The sequence below is a fragment of the Bacillus sp. EU63 genome (assembly GCF_038592915.1).
GTDB lineage: Bacteria > Bacillota > Bacilli > Bacillales > Bacillaceae > Bacillus > Bacillus velezensis.
Map to the genome: position 1 here is coordinate 1,331,220 of NZ_CP151944.1, position 18,588 is coordinate 1,349,807.

Here is an 18,588-nt window from a genome sequence, read left to right on the forward strand (position 1 = left end):
TTGCATTTTCAAACAGATCATTTATAATTTAAGTAAATAAGTTCTTTTGATCTTAAAAAAGACGGAGGTAATTATGGCGAAAAGAATATTTCTGTTTATTTTAACGAACCTTTTGGTCATTACGACAATCGGAATTGTGCTTACGATTATTACAAGCGTTACCGGTGTCGGCTCGTATATACAAAATGGCCGCATTGATCTGATGGCATTGCTCGTGTTCAGTCTTGTCGTCGGTTTTGTCGGTTCTTTTATTTCTCTCGGAATGTCCAGATGGATGGCCAAAACGATGATGGGCGTCCGGGTGTTAAATCCGAAGAAACAGTCGCTCAGCTATGAAGAGCAGCAATTGGTTGACCGTGTGCACAGATTGTCACGTGCCGCAGGGATGACGAAAATGCCTGAAGTCGGCATTTATCATTCCCCGGAGGTCAATGCTTTTGCGACCGGGCCTTCTAAGCGCCGTTCGCTTGTCGCGGTTTCTTCAGGTTTATTGCAGCAGATGGATGATGCTGCGGTGGAAGGGGTTCTTGCCCATGAAGTCGCACACATCACAAACGGTGATATGGTCACGATGACGCTGCTGCAGGGAATCGTCAATACGTTCGTCGTATTCCTTTCCCGAATCGCGGCATGGGTTGCAAGCCGCTTTGTCAAAGAAGACCTCGCACCGGTCGTTCATTTTATCGCGATGATCGTGTTTCAGATTATCTTTTCCATTCTCGGCAGTCTTGTCGTCTTCGCCTACTCGCGCCACAGAGAGTTTCACGCTGACCGCGGCGGTGCAGACCTTGCCGGCAAGGATAAAATGATTCACGCCCTGCGTACGCTGAAGTCTTATACAGGACATGTGAATGAAGAAGACCAGACGGCAGTGCAGACGTTAAAAATTAACGGCAAAAAGCATTCGTCATTGTTCTCCACACACCCTGATCTCGATGAGCGCATTCGCAGGCTGGAAGCAAAATAATCAACAAAACCTCTGACAATCGTTTCAGAGGTTTTTTGTTTAAAGATCGGCAAACTACATAAGGTAATGAAAAATCTTTCTAAAAAGACCTTTAAAAATTCTCCCAATATCATTAGAATAATTACGTACTACATTTGAGAGGCAGAAGGAACTATCTTATGAAATTAAAACTGAAGAAATTCATACAGATCTTGTCGCCAGCACAGCTGATTGCATTATATTATTTTCTTGCTGTGACGGTGGCATTTATTTTGCTAAGTCTGCCGGCCGCCCACAAACAAGGGGCCAGCTGGTCGTTTATAGACGCGCTGTTTACGGCTGTCAGCTCAGTCAGTGTCACCGGTTTAACGGTCGTCAACACGGCTGATACATTCAGCACGGCCGGGATTGTCATTTTGGCTTTCGTGCTTCAATTCGGCGGAATCGGCATCATGACGCTCGGAACATTCGTCTGGCTCATTATGGGCAAACGGATCGGTCTGCGGGAACGGAAGCTCATCATGGTGGATCAGAATCAATCGCAGTTTTCCGGTATCGTCAACCTGATGAAGCAAGTGCTGTTTTTGATTTTATTAATCGAGTTTTTAGGCGGCATCATCTTAGGAACATATTTTTTAACGTATTATGATTCGTTTGAACAGGCGTATTTGCACGGATTCTTTGCGAGCGTCAGCGCCACGACAAACGGCGGTTTTGATATTACGGGTAATTCACTCGTCCCGTTCAGACATGACTATTTCGTGCAGTTTATTACGATGCTTCTGATTATTTTCGGTGCGATCGGTTTTCCGGTGCTCGTTGAAGTAAAGGACTTTTTGTTTTCAAAACAGCGCAGATACTCATTCACGCTGTTTACGAAAATTACGACCGTTACGTTCGGAATGCTCGTTTTGTTCGGAGCCGTGGGCATTTACGCGCTTGAAGCAAGCCATGTTATGAAGGGGAAAAGCTGGCATGATGTTTTATTTTTATGTCTCTTTCAATCAACTGCTACGCGAAGCGGCGGGCTTGCGACAATTGATATCAGCCAGCTGTCGGCGCCGACATTATTTTTCATCTGTGCCCTCATGTTTATCGGTGCATCACCGAGCTCGGTCGGCGGCGGAATCCGTACGACGACGTTTGCGCTTAACCTTCTTGCTCTGTTTCATTTTGCCCGGGGGAATAAAGCGGTCAAGGTCTTTAAACGCGAGCTTCACCAGGCTGATGTCATGAAGTCGCTTGTCGTTACGATGATGGCGATTCTGCTCGTGTTCGGATCGACGCTGATTCTGGCCGTGACGGAGAAAAATCAGACGCTGCTCGGACTGCTTTTTGAAGTGTGTTCCGCTTTCGGAACGACCGGCCTGTCGCTCGGGATTACTCCGCATTTAAGCGACATCGGAAAATGCGTGATCATGATTGTCATGTTTATCGGCCGGATCGGCATTTTGACGTTCCTTTATTTGATCGGCCGAAAAGAAATCGAAGCAAATTATCACTATCCGAAGGAAAGAATGATTATCGGCTGACACCGTTTTTCAGAAAGCGGTGTTTTTTATTGCCGTAAAATGGATGAGTGGAAACAGTTTCTTTGGAGATTCTACTTGTAAAGAGGTGACGTCATTGTTTGCCGTATTTTGGAAGTCGGTAGTTATGATAGCGGTCGGTACCTTTTTATTGCGGATTGCCGGACGGAAATCAATCAGCCAGCTGTCGGTGACCCAGACAGTCATCATGATTTCGATCGGCTCGATTATTATTCAGCCGTTTATTGAACATAATTTATGGGAAACTATTTTCGCGGCGGCGATTTTTATTGCGGTGTTAATCCTGATGGAATATTTAGAAATCAAATCAAGCTTTTTTGAGTTTTTATTTTCAGGAAAAACCGTCGCCGTTGTCAGAAACGGAAAAATCATCCCGGAAAACTTAAAAAAAATGCGTTTTACCGAAGATCAGCTGTCAATGAGGATCAGGCAGGAAGGCCTCGGAGACATTCAAGATTTTAAATATGTGCTGCTTGAGCCGAACGGACAGATCGGCTATGAACTCATTGATGAGGCCAAAAACGTGACAGTGCGCGACTTGAAAAAAATGCTTGATGAATTCAAAATAGATTTGCTGACAGAAGGAGGAAATCAAATGAAACGCAAAGCAGCAAAGAATGAAGCTTTAACCAACAACAACACACCGACTGAGAGCATGGACAAAGATGCATACAAAACACAATACGACGGTGATCCCGGACTGAGAGGCGCAAACCGCAAATCAAAACACGGCAAACAAGGAGGCGAGTAACATGACGAAAAAAACCGCCACAGCAAAGACATGCAAAACCATAAAAAGCCGATGGACCCTAAATTGCTTGAAGAAGAGTTTTCAAGCGAGCTCGGTGATTATAACGCCGGAAAATGGATTGAAACGCTTGAACAGACGAAGCCGAAGAAAAAAGAAGACGGCAAAAAATAAAAAATACCTCTTAGGCGGCAACGCTTAAGAGGTATTTTGCATTATTTCGAATAAGCACCGTTTCTTGTTCCTTTCACCGCTTGAAGCAAGCCTGTTATCCGCAGCTCAATAAATGGCTGTGCGGCCGTTTTCACCGCATTGCTGGAGAGAATGGACGTAAGAGCGGCCGTTAACATTAAGAGCATGACTAAATTCTGATAATCAGACAAGTGATCTTCAAGCCCGATCTGCCGCAGCGTTTTTATAATGAATCCATGCAGCAGATACACGTAAAACGTTCTCGTACCCCATTTCGTAAAGAAATAACGCTTTTGCGGAACGAGCGCCAAAAAGCTGAAAGTGGCGGCAAAGGCCAAAACATACCAGCCGATGCGTGACAGACCGCTCAACAGCGACACTGTGCCGAATGTGGAATAAGGCTCCGATCCGAACAGCCACGAGTAATCAAAGTCAATGCACCAGCATAACAGGAAAACAATCCCCAGCACGCCCGCGGCAATCTGCCTGCCTCTTTTAGCCCGAAGCAAATCAAAGTGCTGTTTCTTTAAATAAAACCCGACGAGAAACATCGGAAGAAAAACAAACGTCCGTGAAAGACTCAGCGTGCTGCTGATAAAATCAAGATACCCGATCATGACGGCAAGCCCGCAGCTCGCCCCAAGCGCCCACATTTTCGGCAGCTTCGTAAAGGGATAAAGCAGCAGATTCCAAAAGAATAAGCTGACTAAAAACCAGAGAGACCACTGCGGATCAATCGGATTGACGCTTGCCATGCTTTCATCCTGAATCAAATAGTAAAAAACTGAGTAAATGCCCTGGAAAATCAGGTACGGAATAATCAGCTTCACAGCCAGCTTCTTCACATAACCTGTCCGCTTAAAGTTTTTTGCGAAATAGCCGGAAACCAGGATAAAGGCCGGCATATGAAAAGTATAAATGAATTTGTAGAGATGGAGCATAAACTCATTTCCGTTAATAAATGACCGGAGGATATGGCCGAACACCACCAGAAAAATCAAGATAAACTTGGCGTTGTCAAAGTAACTGTCTCGCGATTTTGTCATAGCATCACCTTCTCTTCAAAAATCATCCACCGCATGATTATTTCCTGTTGGTGTTCATTTTAAAATAAAAAACAAAAAATTGAAGGAGGACAAAAGGGATTGTTAGGATGATGTAACGGGGAGGTAAGGATCGTAGAAAAAGACTTTAACTTGTCATATCATTGAAATTTTCTGAAATGTATAGGGCGAATGAAGGAAGATGAGGTATTTTGTAGAAATATTGAAGGATAGGTTTTTGAAGAAGGAGTGTACTGAATGGCTGAAACTCTGGATTTGCAAACAAACGAGTCGCTGAAAGAGCAGCTGAAGCGGATGAAAGAGGAAAATGACCGCCTGAAGAGTGATTTGAACCGGTATCACGTGATTATGAATAACACGCTTGATGCCATTTTTATATGCCGTAAGGAAATGAAAATCGTCCAGGCGAACGAGGCTGCGGCCCGGATGATGCAGATTGAGGCAGAGAACCTCATTAACCGCTCCGTCCTGGATTTTTTATATTCCGTGCCTCAGGAAGAACTGAATAAGGCCGTGAAAAAGTTTTTAAAAAAAGGCCATCTGTGGAAAGAGGTGCCGATTAAGCTTGACAGCGGCGCGACGAAATACATTGAATTCCTCGCCAGAGACGGAATTGGGGAGGATTATTTTTTTGTGGTGATGAGGGATATCTCCTCTAAAAAAATATTAGAGCGCGAATTCTCCATGAACGAGCAGCTGTTTAAAGATTTGTTTGACAGGGCTGTCGACGGCATCGTGCTGTTTGATAAGGACGGCGGGTTTATTGATGCGAACCTCTCTTTTTGCAAAAGCTTTGAGATCGGCCAGAATGAATTGTCCCATCTGTCGCTCCGCCATTTTACCGACGGAGAAAACAAAAAGCATCTGAAAGAAATCTGGGAAACCCTCCGCAGAAAAGGAAACGCCAAAGGAGAACTGCCCGTCAAGCTTCGGTCCGGCGAAGAGAAGCTGTTTGAATTTACGATTACGTCCAACTTAATCAGCGGGTTCTACATGTCCATTATGAGAGACATAACAGAGAAACGGCTGATGGAATTGAAACTCTTTAAAAGCGAAGAGCGATTCCGCGAAATTTTTGAAAACGCCATGGACGCGATTGTCATTTGGTCTGATGACGGAAAGATTGCCAAAGCAAACGAATCGGCGTGCCGCATTTTCGAACTGCCGATGGATAAGCTGGTGGAGACGAATTTATGTACGTTTATCGTTGATCCGCAGAAAAAATACAAGCAGATTAAGAAGAAATATGAAAAATACGGGGAAATCCGTGAAGAAATGCTGTTTCAGATGGCAAACGGCCAATTTAAAGAGCTGGAATTCACATCAAAACGAACCATACTTGAAGGTCAGCATTTAACCATTTTAAGAAATGTCAGCGATCGTAAGCGGATGGAAAAAGAATTGCGGGAAAGCGAGCTGAAATTCAGAAAAGTATTCAACGGCTCAATGGACGGCAAGGTCTTATTTGACAACCAATTCCGCATTATTGACGCGAATCCTCTCGCAAGCCGTATACTTGGTATGCCGGATGAGGAGCTGAGAGCGTACACCGTTCCGGATATTCTTTCTTTATTTGATATTGAAAACGCGGGTGTTCCCGCCAGAAAGATTGATTTAGAAGGAATGGATAATGAAATCCCCTTCCTGTTAAGCAGCAGCGACAGCCGCAAACTGGAATTCTCCTTCAAAAGAAATATCATTCAAAATATGAATCTGGCCATCTTTAAAGATGTCACAGAGGCCAAAGAGCTTGAAGAGAGGCTGCGGAAATCCGATACTCTTCATGTTGTAGGGGAGCTGGCGGCGGGCATCGCCCACGAAATCAGAAACCCGATGACGGCGCTGAAAGGGTTCATTCAGCTTCTTCAAGGAAGCATTGAAGGCGAATATTCTCTGTACTTTAACGTCATTACCTCAGAATTAAAACGCATCGAGTCTATCATCACTGAATTTTTAATTTTAGCGAAACCCCAGGCGATATTATATGAAGAAAAAGACGTGACGCAGATTATGAAAGACACGGCTGATCTTTTGAATGCCCAGGCCAATCTTGTCAATGTGCAGATCCATCTGAACCTGACCGGAAACATCCCGCCGATTTACTGTGAACCGAATCAATTAAAACAGGTGTTTATCAATATTTTAAAAAACGCCATTGAAGTCATGCCGGGCGGCGGCAATATCTACGTGACCATTCAGTCTTCTGATCAAGACCACATTTTGATTTCTATTCAAGATGAAGGAACAGGCATTTCCGAAGACAAATTAAAACGTCTGGGTGAACCATTTTACACGACAAAAGACAGGGGAACGGGCCTCGGCCTCATGGTCAGTTATAAAATCATCGAAGAGCATCAGGGCCGCATTCATGTGGAAAGTGAAGAAGGGAAGGGCACCGTTTTTCATTTGACGCTTCCGATCCGGCAGAATACGGAAGAAAGAAGGAGCGGGGAATGATCTGTTTTACAAGTGTAAGAGCGCCGTTTGGAACCGTCATCGTAACAGAGGAAGAGAGCTTTATTACCGGCCTGTTTCTCACCGGGGAAGATTTTGAGGAATGGCGGAAAGACGCGCCCGGCGTAAAGCCGTGCGAAACCGCTTTGCTGTCGGAGGCGAAACAGCAGCTGGCATCATATTTTTCAGGAGAAAGAAAGCAATTCTCTCTGCCTCTGAGACAAAAAGGCACACCCTTTCAGGAAAGGGTGTGGAACGCGCTGACGATGATTCCTTACGGGGAATCCCGAAGCTACGGCGATATGGCTGAAGCGATCGGAAAACCGAAAGCGGTGCGCGCCATCGGACAAGCCAATAAACGAAACCGGCTGCCGATTTTGATCCCGTGCCATCGGGTAATCGGCAAAAACAGCGCCTTAACGGGATACGCGGGCACGAAGACGGATGTAAAAGCGGTGCTGCTGAACATCGAACAAATATCCTATAAAGAAAAATAAAGCGTATGGCACGTTCCGTTTTTTCGCGTCCGACATATCATTTTATTAAGTGAAAAAAGTTGCCCTGATGAAAAAGGAGGACGAAGCCTGATGAAAATGAGCCGTCCGCAAAAGATAGCCGGTTATGCAGAGCTGTTTTTTAAAATGCATCTCATTACAGCCGCCCAAAAAGATGAAGTGATTACATTGTGCAGACAAAAAAACCGCTGACATTGCCTGAGGCAATATCATCAGCGGTTTTTCAGCTCAGCTGGCAGTCAGCGAATAATTGTTCAATTTCTTCCGTGTAAGAACCGGTCACAATTCCTTTCTCGGTTATTATGCCAGAAATCAGGCTGCCCGGTGTGATGTCAAAGGCCGGATTGAAGACCGGAACATCCTCGGGAGCGGTGCGTATGCCGGAGATCTGTCTGACTTCATCCGGATCTCTTTCTTCAATCGGAATCTGATCGCCGTTTTCAATCTGCAAGTCAAATGTCGAAAGCGGTGCGGCCACAAAAAACGGAATTTGAAAGGCGTTTGCCAAAATAGCGAGGCCGTACGTTCCGATTTTGTTGGCCGTATCACCGTTTTTTGCAATTCTGTCAGCGCCGACAATGACCGCAGAAATATGTTTTTCCTTCATTGTATGGGCGGCCATGCTGTCCGTAATGAGCGTGACATCAATTCCGCCCTGCATCAGCTCCCACGCCGTCAGCCGTGATCCTTGAAGAACGGGTCTTGTTTCACATGCGTAGATATGAAGGCCGAGGTCTTTTTGTTTCGCTAAGTAAAAGGGGGCAAGCGCCGTACCGTACCGGCTTGTGGCAATCGAGCCCGCATTGCAGATGGTCATGATCTGATCGCCTTTATTAAAAAGGTGCAGAGCATTTTGGCCGATCATTCGGCATGTTTCTTCATCCTCAATCTGAATTTGAATGGCTTCATGAACGAGCGTTGTCTTCGCTTCATTGATTGAGATCGCATCCCTGATCGAATCCGTAAGTCTGTCAAGCGCCCACGCAAGGTTGACGGCAGTGGGCCTCGAACTGTTTAAATACGCTTTGACATCCGCGAATTGACGTCGGAAATCTGAAAGGTCGCGGGCTTCAAATGACTTGGCGGAGAGTGCGAGTCCGAACGCTGCGGTTATACCGATGGCCGGGGCGCCCCTTACTTTCAGCGTGACAATCGCGTCGAATACATCTTCCTTTGTTTCAAGTTCCGCATATTCAGTGACGTCGGGAAGCTTTTGCTGATTTAAAATGCGGATGTAGGTTTCTTTCCATTCCACAGAACGGGGGATGGCAAATTCATTGGTCATGCTGCATCATTCCTTTACACGGAGCTTAAATTGGTCCAGAACCTCGGTGATATGCTTCAGTTTTTTTCTGTTTTCGATATAATAGGCGCCGATGTCAAGCGCCAGCTTCTTCCGTTCGATTCGTTTGTCAAACGGAGTGATTTCATCTAAGTCAGCCACATGGGCGAGTCCGATCGTGCGCCGGATCAATTCGCATCCCGCAAAACCGACCGCTTCCTCAAACGCGTTTTTCAGTGTGTCTTCCAGCAGGTGTCTGCGGGAAGGCAAGCAGTCTTTCTCCCATGCTTCACTGAATGTTTTCACAAATGTATCCCATACGGCAGCGGTGTGGTCATATAACGGCTGTCTGTCGTCACCGTCGCGGCTGAGGGCGTTTAACAGCAGATTGGCGATAAATTGGCCGATGTCAAACCCGATCGGTCCGAAGAAAGCAAACTCGGGATCAATCACCTTTGTTTCATGTTCATCTGCGAAGATGCTTCCCGTGTGCAGATCGCCGTGAACCAATGTTTCCGCGGAATTCAGAAAGATGGCTTTCAATTCGTCAGCGCCTTCTTTCAGCCGGGAATTGTTCCAAACTTTTTCTGCGTATGGGCGCAGCTCCTCTTCAAAATCGTTTGTCTCATGGTCGAGAAACGGTTCTGTAAACACAAGCCTTTCTGTAATATTGCAAAGCTCAGGATTTGTAAACTGCTTTGCGAGCTGCTGCTTTACTTTCGCATCAAGCGCATAATCGGATGAGTAAAAAAGCGTTTTCCCTAAAAATTCACCGATATGAACCGATAAGTTCGGATAATGCTGCCCTTCCAGCAGCCCTTTTCTTGAAATCCGCAAATGGGAGAGGTCTTCCATTACCGTGACGGCCATTTCAGTATCGGAATAGTAAACGGCCGGAACGAGGTGCGGCACGTGTTCGCCCTGGCGGATGAGGGCGCTGCTTTCGATTCTCGCCCGGTCAATGGTAAGCGGCCAGCTTTCACCGACGACTTTCGCGTAAGGGATTGCCTGTTTAATAATCAGTCCTTTTTTGTTTTCTTTATCGTAAACATGAAAGACGTAATTTAAATTGCCGTCGCCGATTTCACGGCATGTCAGAGTGCTTTTGCTTTGGAATAAGCCGAGCTTGACGGCTAACGCGGCGGCGGAGCTTTCTGTTAATTGTTCATAAAGACTTGTTTTAGTTGCTGACATGGATTTACCCTCCAATTATGTAGTGGCAGTAAGAGATCGTGACGGAGAATACGCCCGAAAAAAAGCCTCCTTCTCTGAAAGAGAAGGAGGCTGAAACAGTGCAGTCCGCCTCTTATCTCTCAGATAACATCTGATGGAATTAGCACCGTGCCTTATGAGACAATCGTCTCGGCGCAAAATGTACGCGCCCCATTTCACAATGGAATTACGGTCGGTTGCTGTTGGGGTCAAAAGGCCAATTCCCTCGCCCAACTCTCGATAAGAGAAAATATATTGATTTGTATCACAATTCGGATTAATCAGTTGATGAAAATATTAGCAGGTGCCGGATATTCTTGTCAACGTTTTTTTGAAAATTAATATAAATCACGCCGCAAGTCTTGGAAAACCGGAATGGTTCCGCGGACGGCCGCGCTTTCTGACACATCAATTTCCGCCCGGACTGAGCCTTCCGTCCGGTCTCCTTCGGCTAAAATCCGGCCCCACGGGTCAATAATCAGGCTGTGGCCGGCAAATTCATTATCGGGATTGGACCCCGTGCAGTTAGAGGCTGCGACAAAACATTGGTTTTCAATTGCTCTGGCGACAAGCAGGCTTCGCCAATGATCAAGGCGGGGCAGAGGCCATTCCGCAGAGATAAACAGGACATTCGCGCCCTGGGACGTATGCTTTCTGATCCATTCGGGGAAACGGATATCATAGCAGATCAGCCCGGCGCACTTGACACCGTCAAGCTCAAAGGAACCGTCGCTATTTCCTGCTGACAAGTAAAGGTGTTCATCCATCAGCTGAAACAGATGTGCTTTCTGATACCGCTTCACGATCTGTCCGCTGTTATCGGCGATGTACATGGTGTTATAGACATTTTCGCCTTCTTTGACCGCAAAAGATCCGGCAACGAGGTGTACGTTGTATGTTTTTGCCGTTTCTTTAAGCCATTGTTCCGAAACTTTGCCGTTTTCATCCGCCAGCTGATCTAGCCGTGTGAGATCATAGCCGGTCGTCCACAACTCAGGAAGCACGATTACATCCGCATGGCGGCTTTCTTGCTCAATCAAAGATTCTGCTTTTTTAAAGTTTTCTGAAGGATTTCCGTATGAAATATCAAATTGCAAACAGGAAACGGTCCATTTCATTTTTTAACACCTCAAGTTTCTCTTTACTTTTTTTATTTAACCATATATGATGATGGACTATCATTTCAAGACATTTTTAGAAGGTGAAAATATGAACTTTGAAATCTCAGATGTACTCAAACAGCTGCCGGAACAATTTTTCGCATCATTGGTGCAAAAAGTGAATCAAAAGCTGAAAGAAGGCAGAGACGTCATCAATTTAGGGCAGGGAAACCCTGATCAGCCGACGCCTCAGCATATTGTTGAAGAAATGAAGCGCGCCGTCGAAAGGCCGGAAAATCATAAATACTCATCATTCCGGGGCGCTTACAGCTTCAAAAAAGCAGCCGCTGCATTTTATGAAAGGGAGTACGGGGTCACGCTTGATCCGGAAACGGAAGTCGCCGTGCTGTTCGGAGGCAAGGCGGGACTTGTTGAGCTTCCGCAATGTCTTTTAAACCCTGGAGATACCATTCTGGTGCCTGATCCCGGATATCCTGATTACTGGTCAGGCGTCGCCCTTGCGAAAGCGAAAATGGAAATGATGCCGCTGACGGAGGAAAGAGGGTTTCTCCCTGATTACAGCGTAATTCCTGAAAAGGTGCGGAGCGAGGCGAAGCTGCTGTATCTCAATTATCCGAATAATCCGACCGGCGCTGTGGCGACAGAGGCGTTTTTCGAGGAGACGGTCGGTTTTGCGGAGCAAAACGGCATTTGTGTCGTTCATGATTTCGCGTACGGAGCCGTCGGCTTTGACGGGCATAAACCGCTGAGCTTTTTGCAGACCGAAGGCGCAAAAGAGACGGGAATCGAAATCTATACCTTGTCTAAAACCTATAATATGGCGGGCTGGCGGGTCGGATTTGCCGTCGGAAACGCTTCTGTCATCGAAGCGATCAACCTTTATCAGGATCATATGTTTGTCAGTTTGTTTCCCGCGGCGCAGCAGGCGGCGGCAGCCGCTCTTTTAGCGGATCAGGCATGCGTCGCAGCGCAAAATGACAGATATGAATCGAGACGCAATGCATGGATTGAAGCCTGCCGCGATATCGGCTGGGATGTGACGGCTCCGGCGGGCTCCTTTTTTGCATGGCTCCCTGTGCCTGACGGTTATACGTCACAGTCGTTTTCAGACCTGCTGCTCGAGAAAGCGGATGTCGCGGTCGCTGCCGGAAACGGGTTCGGAAAATGGGGGGAAGGCTATATAAGAGTCGGTCTTCTGACAAGTGAAGAAAGACTTAAAGAAGCTGCGGAACGGATCGGGAAACTGAATCTTTTCACCCGAAAAAGCATTGACATATCAGGATAACAATGCGATAATTCAAAATACTTTATAAAATCATTATTCTTATCAAGAGCAGGCAGAGGGACGAGCCCGATGAAGCCCGGCAACCGACTGATAAAGCACGGTGCTAATTCTTGCAGCAGGAGCTGAGAGATAAGATTCGGACATAACACGAAGCCTCTTTCTGCTCATACGGAAGAGGTTTTTTTATGTTTTGTGAAAGAAAGAGAGGCGTTCACGCATGAGCGAAGTATTGGCAACATATCTTCTGACAGACACAACGGACAGTGAAAAGCGGGCGGAACAGATTGCGGCGGGGCTGACGGTAGGCTCCTGGACTGACCTGCCCCTGGTGAAGCAGGAACAGCTCAGAAAACATAAAGGCCGGGTCGTAAAAGTTGAGGAGAAAGAAGGAACCTCAGAAAACGAAACACAATCCGTCATCACCATCGCCTATCCCGAGGCGAACTTTTCAAGAGATATTCCGGCCGTCCTGACGACGGTATTCGGAAAGCTGTCACTGGACGGAAAAATAAAATTGACTGATCTTGAATTTTCCGAAGGGTTTAAACGCTCCCTTCCCGGGCCGAAATTCGGTATATACGGCATCCGCAAACTGCTGGGCGAATTTGAAAGACCGCTTCTGATGAGCATATTTAAAGGCGTGATCGGACGGGATCTCGCCGACATTAAAGAACAGCTCAGACAGCAGGCGCTCGGCGGCGTGGATCTTATTAAAGATGACGAAATTTTCTTTGAAAATGAACTGGCTCCGTTTGAAACCCGCATTATCGAAGGAAAACAAGTCCTGAAGGAAACCCGGGAGGAGACGGGGCATAAAACGCTGTATGCCGTAAACCTTACGGGAAGGACCGCTGAATTGCGGGATAAAGCGAGGCGCGCGGCAGAACTCGGGGCGGACGCGCTTTTATTGAATGTGTTCGCTTACGGTTTAGATGTGATGCAGAGCCTTGCTGAAGACAGGGAAATCCCGCTTCCGATCATGGCGCATCCGGCAGTCAGCGGCGCGTTCACATCATCTCCCGTTTACGGCTTGTCGCATGCGCTTTTGCTCGGCAAGCTGAACCGCTATTGCGGCGCTGATTTCAGTTTATTTCCGTCACCTTACGGATCCGTTGCTCTTCCGAAGGAGTCCGCGCTTGCAATCCATGATGAATGTGTAAAAGACGATGTCTTTCATCCGTCGTTTGCCGTCCCGTCAGCAGGCATTCACCCCGGTATGGTGCCATTATTGATGCGCGATTTCGGCATCGATCACATCATCAATGCCGGCGGAGGCATTCACGGCCACCCGAAAGGAGCCGAGGGCGGCGGAAAAGCGTTCCGCGCCGTCATTGATGCGGTGCTTGAAGCGCAGCCGATTGAAGAAAAAGCCGCGTCGTGCAAAGATCTTCAGCTCGCATTAGACAAATGGGGAAGGGTGGAAGCCGTATGACCCGCACACCGCTGATTATTTGTGATTTCGACGGAACGGTCACCATGAACGACAACATTGTCAGCATGATGAAAGAATTCGCGCCTCCTGAGTGGCTTGAATTAAAAGACGGTGTTCTGTCAAAAAGCATATCAATCCAAGAAGGAGTCGGCCGGATGTTCGGACTGCTGCCGAGCAGCTTAAAAGAAGAACTGACCGGCTTTATCCTGAAGGATGCGAAAATACGGGACGGCTTTTTGGATGTTGTCTCGTTTGTCCGCTCAAACGATCTCCCGTTTTATATCGTAAGCGGGGGAATGGACTTTTTTGTGCATCCGCTTTTGGAAGGGATCGTAGAAAAGGAGCGGATTTTCTGCAATCATGCATCCTTTGACAATGAATATATTCATATAGACTGGCCGCACGCCTGTGACGGAGACTGTACCAATCAATGCGGCTGCTGCAAACCGTCAGTCATCCGGAAGCTATCCGATCAGCAGAAATTTCTCGTTATGATCGGTGATTCGGTCACGGATGTCGAGGCTGCAAAGTTATCCGATATGTGTTTTGCGAGAGATTATCTTTTGACTGAATGCAAAGAACTCGGCCTCCGGCATCTGCCTTTTCAAGATTTTCATGAGGTGAAAACAGGCATTGAAAACATCGGGGAGGTGCAGGCATGGCTGCAAAAGAAGAACGCTGGCGCGAACTTGCCGAGGTAAAACGCGAGCTGGCCGAAAGAGACTGGTTCCCGGCAACGAGCGGGAATCTTTCCATCAAAGTATCTGACGGGCCGCTGACTTTTCTCGTTACGGCGAGCGGAAAAGACAAACGAAAAGAAACAGACGAAGATTTTCTCTTGATCGATGAGAACGGGAAGCCCGCTGAGACCGGCCATTCTTTAAAACCCTCAGCGGAAACGCTTCTCCATACTTACTTATACCAAAAGACAGACGCAGGCTGCTGTCTGCATGTCCATACCGTCAATAATAATGTCATCTCAGAACTTTACGGGGATGAAAAACAAATCACTTTTCAGGGGCAGGAGATGATTAAGGCGCTCGGATTATGGGAGGAAAACGCGTCCGTGACCGTTCCGATCATTGACAATCCGGCGCACATCCCGGCATTGGCCGAAAATTTCGCGCACCATGCGGACGCCGGATCAGGCGCGGTGTTAATCCGCAATCACGGCATTACGGCATGGGGACGGACCGCATTTGAAGCGAAAAGAGTGCTGGAAGCCTATGAATTTTTATTCAGCTGTCACCTCAAGCTTCTGTCACTTCGTCCGCAGCTGGTAAAATAAAAGGAGGAATAGAAAATGGCGACCATCAGAATTCATGACGAAAAGAATACGATCATTGAACATCAGGAAGAAGTAGCGCGCTTCTTAGACGAGCAAGAGGTGATCTATGAGCAGTGGAACATTGAAAAACTTCCGTCTGAGCTTTCGGAAAAATACGATCTAACCGAAGATGAAAAAGAACGGATTCTCGCGGCGTTTGACACGGAGATTCAGGACATTTCAGCCCGGCGCGGATATCAGTCTCAGGATGTCATTTCTTTATCAGATACCACGCCGAATCTTGATGAATTATTAAAAAATTTCCAAAGAGAACATCACCACACGGATGATGAAGTCCGCTTTATCGTCAGCGGACACGGCATCTTCGTCATTCAAGGCAAAGACGGCACATTTTTCGACGTCCGTTTAAATCCGGGAGATTTGATTTCAGTTCCGGAGAACATCCGCCACTACTTTACGCTTCAGAAAGACCGCCGGGTCGTCGCAATCCGAATCTTTGTGACGACTGAGGGCTGGGTGCCGATTTACGAAAATGAAAGTGTGCAAAACTGATAGACGCCCGAACCTCTCATGCACCCACCGGCATGAGAGGTTTTTTATTGTAATATAAAGTCAGCTGTGGCTGTTTTTTAATTCCTGAATATGCCGCATTCTGTTTATATCATTACCCGAATGGGAATTATTCTCGTATTCATGCTAAAGATTCCAATATGAAATGAAAAAATAAGTTATTTAGTAAAAAAATGTTTACAAATAAAGTATAATCTGTAATAATGCTCAATAACCCAATCAAACTTGTTTCCTATTCTTTTAGCGGTGAGGGGTGAAGTGAATGGGCAGTTATTCTGAACAAGAAAAATTGCTTGTATCTATTGATAAAAAAAGAAAAATGATGATAGATGCGGCTAACAGGCAAGGGTTTACAGGATATGACACGATCAGGCACAGCCAGGAACTGGACTGTCTGATGAACGCGTATCAGCAGCTGGTAAACCGTGATCGTACACATCACCAAGGAATACAGGGCCTTGTGAAGAAAATAGGCTTGTTCTCCCGCGGTGACGTCATGCCTGCATATGAAGCAAACAAATGATTGATGATAAAACAGATAACGAAGACTGAATGCGCTTCCTGATCAAGCGCCGCATCCGAAAGATGACCGCGTACAGTCAGCAGATTTTTCCGCTGGCACGGCTCACGAAGCGCCTCGTACTATCTGCCGGCTATGATGCCGTTCCTCTGGTATATCCTCTTACACATATTCTTCTTTAAATAAAAAACACCCCGATCCAGGGTGTTTTTTTCATCGTGAAGCGGCAGGGAGGGTAATGGTGACCTCTGTCCCCTTATCGACTTCGCTTTGAATGTCAATCGAACCGCCGTACATCAGCATGATTCGTTTACATACGACAAGGCCGAGGCCGGTGCCTTTTTCCTTTGACGTGACAAACGGAAGAAAAATGTGTTCAAGCATATCTTCAGAAATGCCCATTCCGTTGTCGGCCACCTTAATGACTGCTTTATGGTCGCGGGCTTCTAAATAGATGGACAGCCGGCCGCCTTCCTGCATGGATTCCAGTGCGTTTTTCGCGACATTTAAAATCACCTGTTTAATATGGTCTTTCGTACAGTTGACCTTGAGCGGCCGATTGACGAGAATCTCCACATTCACTTCCACATTATACAGATTCCCTTCAGAATAAATAATCGGCATAATTTCATCAAGAATATCCTGCAGCGAGTTCACTTCCAACCGTTCAGCAGTAGGTTTACCGAGCACTAAAAACTCACTGACAATCTGATTGATCCGTTTAATCTCCTGCTCAATAATTGAGAAATACAGCTGATCTTCCTCCGATTTGTATTTTTTCTGCAAAAGCTGAATGAAGCCGCTGATCCCTGTAAGCGGGTTGCGGATTTCATGGGCGGTGCTGGCGGCAAGCGTTCCGATCAGCTCCAATTTCTGCGCTTCATTTTGAGCGCGCTCCAGCTGGGTCTTGCGCTTAAGCAGATAATATTGAACGAGGATGAACAGAATATTCAGCAGCACGGCAATACTGGACATCGGCAGCAGCACGCTTTTGGTCAGCTCGTTCAGCTCAACCGGTTTCGGATAAACATTGATATTCCAATTAATATCATCCAGATAGCCGCTGACCGGTTGCACCCCTTCTGATTGATCAGCCCGTCCGCTGGCAAATATCACTTTATTCTGATTGGTTGCCTTGACATAAACGTCAGGGCTCAGCATATTGATCATATTTCTCAAATAATCGACTTGAATGGCGGCTACTAAATAATCCGTGACTTCCCGTTTTGCGTCTAACACCGGCACGCAGATCGTGAAGATGCGCTGGCCTGTAATTCTGCTGGAGTAGTCATTTGTGATAACCGTTTTTTTCGTCTTTTTCGCCTTCGTAAAATACGGTCGGTCGGCCAAATTCACCTTTGATTTCAGATCAGTCGTGCTTGCGATGACATCACCTTTGGAATTCAGCATATACAGACCGCTGAATCTGGGTTCATCCTCAAAAGCCTGATCGAGAATATCAATGATCTTTTCTTCATTGACAGGCTTATCGACAGCGATCGCAAGTGTTGTCATCCGGGCTTTTGTTTCACCGATTAAATAATTGAGCTTATTGCGGTGAAGGTTGAGCATCATACTGGCTTCCTGTATGTGTTTATCGGCTATTTTCTGCTTTTCTTTTTCATTAATGAAAAAGCTGATAATAAGTGCCGGGATGATCACCAATATGAGATAAAGTTTGATCTTTCCCCGGGCACCTTTAAATGTATTCACTCTGCATCGCTCCAACATTACACTTGAATAGAGGTATTATATCATTTTTATACTTCTTTAATAAGAAAAAATAACCAAAATGATAGAAAAACAAATTATTTTATTAAGGCCAGACAAAAAGAAGAGAAATTTTGGAAACATTTTTGTTGACATTTTTCATTTTGTTTATTAATGTTTCTCTGTAACGGTTTCTTTTGTAAAAGGATGATTGAATGTATGACGGATAAAACAGAAAACTCATTGAAATTATTTATTGTACTGTCACGTGCGTACCGATCTATTAACGACCATATGAATAAACATATTCATAAGCACGGTCTGAACCCGACGGAATTTGCGGTGCTTGAGCTGCTGTACCACAAAGGCAACCAGCCGCTTCAGCAGATCGGCGACAAAATTTTATTAGCGAGCGGAAGTATTACATACGTTGTTGACAAATTAGAGAAAAAAGAACTTCTCATCAGAAAAGCCTCGCCGACTGACAGAAGAGTGACTTTCGCACAAATTTCCGAAAAGGGAATCCGTCTTTTGGACGATATTTTCCCCGATCATGCTGAAGAAATTAAAGAAATGATCAGTGTGCTGAGTGATGAAGAGATAGAAATGTGTACGGAAATGCTGAAAAGAGTGGGGTTAAACGCTAAACATTTTCATCAGAAATAAAAAAGGAAGCCGTTTGAAAGGCTTCCTTTTTTA

At 46.0% G+C, this 18,588-nt stretch carries 19 protein-coding genes and 2 riboswitches; of the genes, 14 read left to right on the forward strand and 5 right to left on the reverse strand.

Features of this window, described 5'->3' with window-relative positions; all coding sequences use genetic code 11:
- The first annotated feature begins 73 nt into the window (after positions 1-73).
- The 4 genes from htpX to NYE38_RS06955 all read left to right on the forward strand — a co-directional run bounded on the left by htpX (position 74) and on the right by NYE38_RS06955 (position 3,418).
- On the forward strand, positions 74-967 hold the full coding sequence (gene htpX, locus NYE38_RS06940; protein ID WP_007407207.1) for a protease HtpX: 894 nt from the start codon (positions 74-76) through the stop codon (positions 965-967).
- Positions 968-1,125: 158 nt separating this feature from the next.
- The gene (locus NYE38_RS06945) at positions 1,126-2,478 is read left to right on the forward strand and encodes a TrkH family potassium uptake protein (protein WP_007408478.1); all 1,353 of its coding nucleotides are present in this window, start codon (positions 1,126-1,128) and stop codon (positions 2,476-2,478) included.
- 94 nt (positions 2,479-2,572) lie between these two features.
- Positions 2,573-3,247, forward strand: a complete 675-nt coding sequence (locus NYE38_RS06950) for a YetF domain-containing protein (RefSeq protein ID WP_017417641.1) — start codon at positions 2,573-2,575, stop codon at positions 3,245-3,247.
- Between the two features lie 30 nt (positions 3,248-3,277).
- Positions 3,278-3,418 carry a hypothetical protein gene (locus NYE38_RS06955; RefSeq protein ID WP_095240833.1) on the forward strand — a complete coding sequence of 47 codons (141 nt, stop codon included), beginning with the start codon at positions 3,278-3,280 and terminating at the stop codon, positions 3,416-3,418.
- Positions 3,419-3,459: 41 nt separating this feature from the next.
- On the opposite strand, the gene NYE38_RS06960 is transcribed toward NYE38_RS06955, so the two are convergent.
- Positions 3,460-4,482: an acyltransferase family protein gene (locus NYE38_RS06960; protein ID WP_065180231.1), complete on the reverse strand. Its 1,023-nt coding sequence runs from the start codon at positions 4,480-4,482 to the stop codon at positions 3,460-3,462.
- Positions 4,483-4,737: 255 nt separating this feature from the next.
- On the opposite strand from NYE38_RS06960, the gene NYE38_RS06965 reads away from it, so the two are divergent.
- From NYE38_RS06965 to NYE38_RS06975, 3 genes are all read left to right on the forward strand, one after another.
- Positions 4,738-6,957, forward strand: a complete 2,220-nt coding sequence (locus tag NYE38_RS06965) for a PAS domain-containing sensor histidine kinase (protein WP_014417571.1) — start codon at positions 4,738-4,740, stop codon at positions 6,955-6,957.
- Positions 6,954-7,451, forward strand: a complete 498-nt coding sequence (locus NYE38_RS06970) for a methylated-DNA--[protein]-cysteine S-methyltransferase (RefSeq protein WP_007610941.1) — start codon at positions 6,954-6,956, stop codon at positions 7,449-7,451. Before NYE38_RS06965 ends, NYE38_RS06970 begins: the two co-directional genes overlap by 4 nt.
- A gap of 90 nt (positions 7,452-7,541) precedes the next feature.
- On the forward strand, positions 7,542-7,661 hold the full coding sequence (locus tag NYE38_RS06975; protein ID WP_003154705.1) for a hypothetical protein: 120 nt from the start codon (positions 7,542-7,544) through the stop codon (positions 7,659-7,661).
- Positions 7,662-7,692: 31 nt separating this feature from the next.
- Here NYE38_RS06975 and mtnA read toward each other — a convergent pair whose 3' ends face one another.
- From mtnA to NYE38_RS06990, 3 genes are all read right to left on the reverse strand, one after another.
- Complete coding sequence (mtnA, locus tag NYE38_RS06980) at positions 7,693-8,754, reverse strand: S-methyl-5-thioribose-1-phosphate isomerase (RefSeq protein WP_017417644.1); 1,062 nt, start codon at positions 8,752-8,754, stop codon at positions 7,693-7,695.
- A 6-nt stretch (positions 8,755-8,760) separates the two neighbouring features.
- The gene (gene mtnK, locus NYE38_RS06985; RefSeq protein WP_014417574.1) at positions 8,761-9,945 is read right to left on the reverse strand and encodes an S-methyl-5-thioribose kinase; all 1,185 of its coding nucleotides are present in this window, start codon (positions 9,943-9,945) and stop codon (positions 8,761-8,763) included.
- A 109-nt stretch (positions 9,946-10,054) separates the two neighbouring features.
- A riboswitch (SAM riboswitch) is annotated at positions 10,055-10,210 on the reverse strand.
- A 91-nt stretch (positions 10,211-10,301) separates the two neighbouring features.
- On the reverse strand, positions 10,302-11,081 hold the full coding sequence (locus NYE38_RS06990; protein ID WP_063636599.1) for a carbon-nitrogen family hydrolase: 780 nt from the start codon (positions 11,079-11,081) through the stop codon (positions 10,302-10,304).
- A gap of 91 nt (positions 11,082-11,172) precedes the next feature.
- Here NYE38_RS06990 and NYE38_RS06995 point away from each other — a divergent pair, with 91 nt between their 5' ends.
- From NYE38_RS06995 to NYE38_RS07020, 6 genes are all read left to right on the forward strand, one after another.
- Complete coding sequence (locus NYE38_RS06995) at positions 11,173-12,369, forward strand: pyridoxal phosphate-dependent aminotransferase (protein ID WP_014417575.1); 1,197 nt, start codon at positions 11,173-11,175, stop codon at positions 12,367-12,369.
- Positions 12,370-12,405: 36 nt separating this feature from the next.
- A riboswitch (SAM riboswitch) is annotated at positions 12,406-12,505 on the forward strand.
- Between the two features lie 81 nt (positions 12,506-12,586).
- The gene (gene mtnW, locus NYE38_RS07000) at positions 12,587-13,801 is read left to right on the forward strand and encodes a 2,3-diketo-5-methylthiopentyl-1-phosphate enolase (protein WP_044801329.1); all 1,215 of its coding nucleotides are present in this window, start codon (positions 12,587-12,589) and stop codon (positions 13,799-13,801) included.
- Positions 13,798-14,502, forward strand: coding sequence for a 2-hydroxy-3-keto-5-methylthiopentenyl-1-phosphate phosphatase (gene mtnX, locus NYE38_RS07005; RefSeq protein ID WP_017417648.1), 705 nt, complete (start codon positions 13,798-13,800; stop codon positions 14,500-14,502). Before mtnW ends, mtnX begins: the two co-directional genes overlap by 4 nt.
- Positions 14,460-15,089, forward strand: a complete 630-nt coding sequence (locus NYE38_RS07010) for a methylthioribulose 1-phosphate dehydratase (RefSeq protein ID WP_022553436.1) — start codon at positions 14,460-14,462, stop codon at positions 15,087-15,089. The genes mtnX and NYE38_RS07010 overlap by 43 nt, the downstream gene beginning before the upstream one ends.
- Positions 15,090-15,104: 15 nt before the next feature.
- Positions 15,105-15,641: a cupin domain-containing protein gene (locus tag NYE38_RS07015; RefSeq protein WP_022553435.1), complete on the forward strand. Its 537-nt coding sequence runs from the start codon at positions 15,105-15,107 to the stop codon at positions 15,639-15,641.
- A 280-nt stretch (positions 15,642-15,921) separates the two neighbouring features.
- On the forward strand, positions 15,922-16,182 hold the full coding sequence (locus NYE38_RS07020) for an aspartyl-phosphate phosphatase Spo0E family protein (protein WP_003154690.1): 261 nt from the start codon (positions 15,922-15,924) through the stop codon (positions 16,180-16,182).
- Between the two features lie 210 nt (positions 16,183-16,392).
- Here NYE38_RS07020 and NYE38_RS07025 read toward each other — a convergent pair whose 3' ends face one another.
- Complete coding sequence (locus NYE38_RS07025; protein WP_050586618.1) at positions 16,393-17,910, reverse strand: ATP-binding protein; 1,518 nt, start codon at positions 17,908-17,910, stop codon at positions 16,393-16,395.
- Between the two features lie 198 nt (positions 17,911-18,108).
- Here NYE38_RS07025 and NYE38_RS07030 point away from each other — a divergent pair, with 198 nt between their 5' ends.
- A complete protein-coding gene (locus tag NYE38_RS07030) occupies positions 18,109-18,555 on the forward strand; it encodes a MarR family transcriptional regulator (protein WP_003154686.1) in 447 nt (148 codons plus the stop codon).
- Positions 18,556-18,588 lie beyond the last annotated feature (33 nt).